3 protein-coding genes are annotated in these 6,044 nt (G+C 43.9%); all 3 read left to right on the top strand.

Annotated elements, in window-relative coordinates:
* Positions 1-150 precede the first annotated feature (150 nt).
* The 3 genes from ASV53_RS22110 to ASV53_RS22100 all read left to right on the top strand — a co-directional run bounded on the left by ASV53_RS22110 (position 151) and on the right by ASV53_RS22100 (position 5,955).
* Positions 151-1,341 carry an acetate/propionate family kinase gene (locus tag ASV53_RS22110; protein WP_094958705.1) on the top strand — a complete coding sequence of 397 codons (1,191 nt, stop codon included), beginning with the start codon at positions 151-153 and terminating at the stop codon, positions 1,339-1,341.
* A 339-nt stretch (positions 1,342-1,680) separates the two neighbouring features.
* Positions 1,681-2,793 (top strand): efflux RND transporter periplasmic adaptor subunit, encoded by a 1,113-nt coding sequence (locus tag ASV53_RS22105; RefSeq protein ID WP_062691167.1) that lies wholly within the window; start codon positions 1,681-1,683, stop codon positions 2,791-2,793.
* Between the two features lie 9 nt (positions 2,794-2,802).
* The gene (locus tag ASV53_RS22100; RefSeq protein ID WP_094958704.1) at positions 2,803-5,955 is read left to right on the top strand and encodes an efflux RND transporter permease subunit; all 3,153 of its coding nucleotides are present in this window, start codon (positions 2,803-2,805) and stop codon (positions 5,953-5,955) included.
* Positions 5,956-6,044 lie beyond the last annotated feature (89 nt).

Here is a 6,044-nt window from a genome sequence, read left to right as displayed (position 1 = left end):
AACAAAAGTTGAGTTTTTCAAAAAAAATTGAATAATACCAACATAACATAAAGTACTGAGAAGATGCTGCTCCACACATTTTCATCAGTGATAGTTAATGACGTGTACGGACACTGATGTCCTTTCTGCCCTAGATATGATGAGATAACCATGAGCAATTCACTAGTTCTTGTAATTAATTCTGGTAGTTCTTCCCTTAAATTCGCTTTGATCGATACTGTTGTCGGCGACGCAGTACTGAGCGGTATTGGTGAGTGTTTTGGCCTTCCAGAAGCTAACGTTAGCTGGAAATACAACGGTGAGAAAAGTGAATACGCGCTAAGCGAAGGTAATCACCACCAACTTGCTGTTGACCGCATCGTTGCACTAGTTGAAGAGCTTGGTCTGAAAGACGACATTATTGCAGTGGGCCACCGTGTTGTTCACGGCGGTGAGAAGTTCACTAGCACTGTTAAGATTGATGAAGCGGTTCTAACTGAAATCGACAACCTTAGCGATCTAGCGCCACTTCATAACCCCGCTCACGTTATTGGTATGCGCGCTTCTATGGCTGCATTCCCAACGTTATCTCAATACGCTGTATTTGATACTGCGTTCCACCAAACGATGCCAGCGAAGGCATACACTGGTGCTATCTCACGTAAGCTTTACAACGACTACGGCATTCGTCGTTACGGCTTCCACGGCACAAGCCACTACTTCGTTAGCCGTGAAGCAGCAAAAATGATTAACAAGCCAATCGAAGAGAGCAGCTTTATCTCTGTTCACTTGGGTAACGGTGCTTCTGTTTGTGCTATCAAAGACGGCATGAGCGTTGATACAAGCATGGGCTTTACTCCGCTTGCGGGTCTTATGATGGGTACACGTTGTGGTGACCTTGACCCAAGCATCATCGAATTCCTTCTGAAGAAAGGCTGGACGCAAGAAGAAGTATTCGACGAACTAAACAAGAAATCTGGCCTGTTAGGTGTTTCTGGCCTAACAAGCGATTGTCGCGGTGTTATCGAAGCGATGGAAAATGGCCACGAAGGCGCAACGCTAGCATTTGAACTATTCTGCTACCGTGTTGCTAAATACGTTGGTTCATACATGGTTGCGTTAGATGAACTAGACGGCATCATCTTCACTGCTGGTATTGGTGAGAACTCTCAACCTATCCGTAGCAAGATTTTAGAAAACCTAAAAATCTTCGGTTACCGTGAAGATGAAGAAGCAAATGCAGCAGCACGTTTTGGTAATAAAGGTGTTATCACCAAGCCAAATACACCGCTTGCTATGGTTATCCCAACAAATGAAGAGTGGGTAATCGCAAACGAATCTATGGCGCTACTACACGCTTAATAGATTGACCCTGCGGGAACGGGGTTATTAGGAACGGGGAAGCGGCTCTGAGTATAAACTCAGGGCCGTTTTTTCATGCGTAGAAGGAATGATTCATTCATTATTAACAATTATATTATTTACAAAACATGCGAGTCAGTATGAATGAAAATACTATAAGATAGCTCGCTGAAATATTTTGAAACAATTGAAATAACAGGTTTTACGATAGCTGATAGTTATTCAGGTCTCATTAATCACTGCTTGTTACTTTAAGCGCTTACTAAAAATATAAATGCAACATTTTGCGAAATTTGTATTTCGTTCCTTATTGTTTGTTTTTTTAAGTGGTTTCTCTTAATGAAAAGAAAATTTATAGCGGTTGCTATCTGTGCAGGTTTATTAGTAGGTTGTGGCGAGCAAGCTAATAATCGCCAAGCCCCTCCTGCACCACTTGTCGTAACCCAGCCTGTCACTGTGATTGATTACCAACAGGGTAAGCAATATGTTGGACGTACTGAAGCTCAGGAAGATGCAGCCATCGTGGCGCAAGTGTCTGGTTATCTTAAAGAGCGTTTCTTTACTGAAGGGCAAACAGTCGAAAAAGGCCAACTTTTATACCACATTGACCCAGCGGCTTACGAAGCGAAGGTGGCGAGTGCTAATGCTGCTATTGCTCAAGCGGAAGCTGAGTTGAGTAATGCAGAGCTTAACTGGCAGCGTAATAAGAACCTCTTGCCAAAAGGCAGTATTAGCCAATCAGATTACGATCGCTCAACGGCGACTAAATTATCAGCAGAAGCTCAATTAAAAGCAGCGAAAGCACAATTGCATTTAGCTGAAGTTGATTTATCTCATACTAAAATTGTTGCACCATTCACTGGCCGTATTAGCGACAGTAAAGCAAGCCTTGGTGACTTAGTATCACCTTCTACTGGCGTATTAACCACACTTGTTAGCTTAGATCCTATCCAAACTTCTTTTAAAGTGAGCGAGCGTGAACGCCTGAATTTAGGCATAGACACGTTAGATGGCGCTGGCAGTGGTAGTGACGGAATTGAAGTTGTTATGTCATTGGGCGGTGGGCGTAATCACAGCCATGTTGGTGAAGTTGATTTTATTGGCAACCGTATCGATTTAAACACGGGCACTATATCCTTACGTGCAAGTTTCCCCAACCCTGAGCACACATTGCTACCTGGCCAGCATGTTCAAGTATTTTTACGTGAAAAGACACCCGTTAAAGCCAATGTGATCCCTCGTCGTGCGGTTCAAAGTGACCTCGAAGGTGATTTTGTCATGGTATTGCAGGACGACAATGTAGCGGAACGTCGTAATGTTGAGCTTGGTCCACAAACGGAACAAGGCGTCATTATTCATAGTGGTATTAATGCTGATGATGTGGTGTTAACTAAAGGCCTACAACGCGTACGAAATGGGATGACTGTTCGTATTGAAGAGCCAAAGGCGTAAGGAATTATTATGCTCAGTCGCTTTTTTATCCAACGCCCTAAGTTTGCGTTGGTGATATCCATTATTCTGACTCTTGCTGGTAGCATCGCATTGATGAACTTGCCTGTGGCGGAATATCCGAAAATAAGCCCGCCATCTGTAAGTGTGACTGCATATTATTCTGGTGCAAGTGCAGAGGTAGTTGAAGAAGCTATTGCCGATCCGATTGAAGCATCGGTTAATGGTGTAGAGAACATGATTTATATGTCCTCTAAGAGTGCCAACGATGGTTCGTATAACCTCAACGTTACCTTTGATGTTGGTACCGATCCGGATATGGCGCAAGTTAACGTCCAGAACCGTGTCTCGCAGATCGAATCTAAGTTACCGGCTGAAGTTCGTATGGTGGGTGTGACAGTTAAGAAGCGCTCTCCAGACTTATTGATGGTACTTAACTTTTACTCGCCAGATGATAAGTACGACGATAAGTTCTTGATCAACTACATCAATTTGAATGTAAAAGATCAGCTTGCGCGTGTGCAAGGCATCAGTGAAGTGAATGTTATCGGTGGTGGCGAATACGCGATGCGCGTGTGGCTCGATCCTGAAAAAATGGCGAACCTTAGTTTGACAACGTCAGACGTGAATGCCGCACTTGCAGAGCAGAACGTTCAGGTTGCTGCAGGTAAAGTAGGCGCTCCGCCGTTTAATAACGTTCAAGAAGTCCAGTTTAACCTAGTCACAAAAGGACGTTTAGAGTCGGTCAGTGAGTTTGAAGACGTTGTATTACGTGCAAACTCGGATGGCTCTGTTGTGTACTTAAAAGATGTCGCGCGTGTTGAACTAGGTAAAAAGTTCTACGACGGTAACGGGATGTTCCGTGGTAAACCTGCTTCAATTGTCACATTGTCACTACAGTCTGATGCTAACGCGTTAGAAAGTGGTAAGGCGGTGATGGACTTGCTTGATAGCATGAAAGGCAATATGCCGGAAAGCATGGCGTACGAAACCAGTTACGACACCACACTTTTTGTTGCCGAATCAATAAAAGGGGTCGTGGTAACGCTGATTCAAGCGATCATTTTGGTTATTGCGGTTACCTACATGTTTTTAGGTAGTATGCGTGCCACCTTGATCCCTGTTGTTGCTATCCCTGTGTCTTTAATTGGTACCTTTGCTGTCATGCTAATGGCAGGTTTTACGATCAATACTGTGACGCTATTTGGCTTGATCTTAGCAATTGGTATTGTGGTGGATGATGCTATTTTGGTTATCGAAAATGTCGATACCAATATGAAAAACGATCCGAACCTGACACCGCGTCAAGCAACATTAATCGCGATGAAAGAGGTGACAGGGCCAATCATTACCTCAACCTTGGTATTGTTAGCCGTGTTTATACCTGTTGCTATGCTACCGGGTATTACAGGCATCATGTATCGTCAGTTTGCGTTAACGATCTGTATATCTGTTGTCATTTCTTCTATCAATGCTCTAACGCTGTCTCCAGCGTTGTGTTCATTAGTTTTGAAGCAAGGCGGCGGTAACACGGCACGTTGGTTCCAAACTTTTAACCGTGGCTTAGACAGAATTACGCTAAAATACGGTGCGATAGCTGGCTTCCTCGTTCGCAAAGCAGGCTTATTGATTAGCTTCTTTATTGTGGCTTTATTGTCTGTAACTTTCCTAGCGAAAACAACATCGACCGCTTTTGTACCTCAAGAAGATAAGGGTATTTTGCTGGTTAATGTACAGCTACCAGATGCGGCGTCTTTATCGCGTACAGAAGAGACGACACTTAAACTGCAAGCATTAGTAGAGCAAGAGCCGGGTGTTGAAGGTATTACTGTTGCTAATGGTTATGCGTTCCTGACAGGTGCAGCTGCATCTAACGGTGCGTCAATGTTCATCAAGCTGAAAGAGTGGGATGAGCGTAATAGCATGGAAGGTGAGCACTCTTCATTTGCGATTACTAACCGTATTAATGCCCGTGCAGCGATGGAATTACCTGAAGCGATTGTCTTTGCGATGGGGCCGCCAGCTGTTCCTGGTATGGGCGCTGCATCCGGTTTTGAATTTGTATTGGAAGATACGCTAGGTCGAAACCGAACAGATTTAGCCAACGTGATGGGTGACGTGATTGAGAAGGCAAATGCACAGCCTGAGATCCAATTCACCTACAGTACGTTCCGTGCCAATGTGCCGCATTATTATGTTGATATTGACCGTGTAAAAGCAAAACAGTTAGGTGTGCCGCTAACAGAGGTATTCCAAACGTTGCAAGGCAATCTTGGTTCAATGTATATCAATGATTTCACTATGTATGGCAAGAACTTCCGCGTGACGGTTCAAGCCGACAGTGAGTATCGTAATGATCTTGATGCTTTAGAGCGTTTCCATGTTCGTTCTGCAAGTGGTGAAATGATCCCTTTAAGTACGCTTGCAACAATAGATCAAGTGTTTGAACCAGATGTGGCTTGGCGTTACAACATGTACCGTTCTGCGGTGATTCAGGGTGGCCCTGCTGAAGGCTATTCAAGTGGTGATGCGATTGCCGCAATGGAGCGTGTTGCAGCAGAAGTGCTTCCGCAAGGTTACCAATACGAATGGACGGGTATGGCCTACCAAGAGGTAAAAGCGGGCAATCAGGCTATTTATGCGTTTGCATTGGCGCTTATCTTTATTTACTTGTTTATGGTTGCTCAGTATGAAAGTTGGAGTATTCCTCTAGCTATCATCTTGGTTGTACCTGTTGCGACGTTAGGCTCTTTCTTAGCGCTAGCCATAACAGGCACACCATTGAATTTATACGCACAAATTGGTTTGGTTCTCTTAATCGCATTGGCCGCAAAAAATGCCATATTGATTGTAGAATTTGCCAAGATTGAGCGAGAAGATAAAAATTTGGATATCGAAAAAGCGTCGGTGCGTGGAGGTAAATTACGTTTCCGCGCGGTGAACATGACTTCGTGGTCGTTTATCTTGGGTATTCTACCGTTAATCTTTGCATCGGGTGCTGGCCATATTAGTCAGAACTCATTGGGTATTTCACTTACGGGTGGCCTGTTATGTGTGCTGTTAGCGGGTACTTTCTTGATCCCAGGTTTCTTTGCGCTCGTTCAGCGTAAACGTGAGAAATTCCATGGTGGTTCAACGAAGCTTATTAACCTTGATGATGAGTGATCATCTTGTATTTTAAGATAAGCGTTTTGATAGAAGTGCTTTAAAATATAAACACGAGAAATAGCAAAGGGCTTCACTTAGGTGAAGCC

Source organism: Photobacterium sanguinicancri (assembly GCF_002265265.1).
Classification (GTDB): Bacteria; Pseudomonadota; Gammaproteobacteria; order Enterobacterales; family Vibrionaceae; genus Photobacterium; species Photobacterium sanguinicancri.
Note: the sequence above shows the minus strand (reverse complement) of the source record. Positions and strands in the feature narration are given on the sequence as shown.

What these genes read in the sequence shown, in the direction of transcription:
- ASV53_RS22110 (WP_094958705.1), top strand. Translation starts at nt 151, where the DNA reads ATGAGCAATTCACTAGTTCTTGTAATTAATTCTGGTAGTTCTTCCCTT.
- ASV53_RS22100 (WP_094958704.1), top strand. Translation starts at nt 2,803, where the DNA reads ATGCTCAGTCGCTTTTTTATCCAACGCCCTAAGTTTGCGTTGGTGATA.
- ASV53_RS22105 (WP_062691167.1), top strand. Translation starts at nt 1,681, where the DNA reads ATGAAAAGAAAATTTATAGCGGTTGCTATCTGTGCAGGTTTATTAGTA.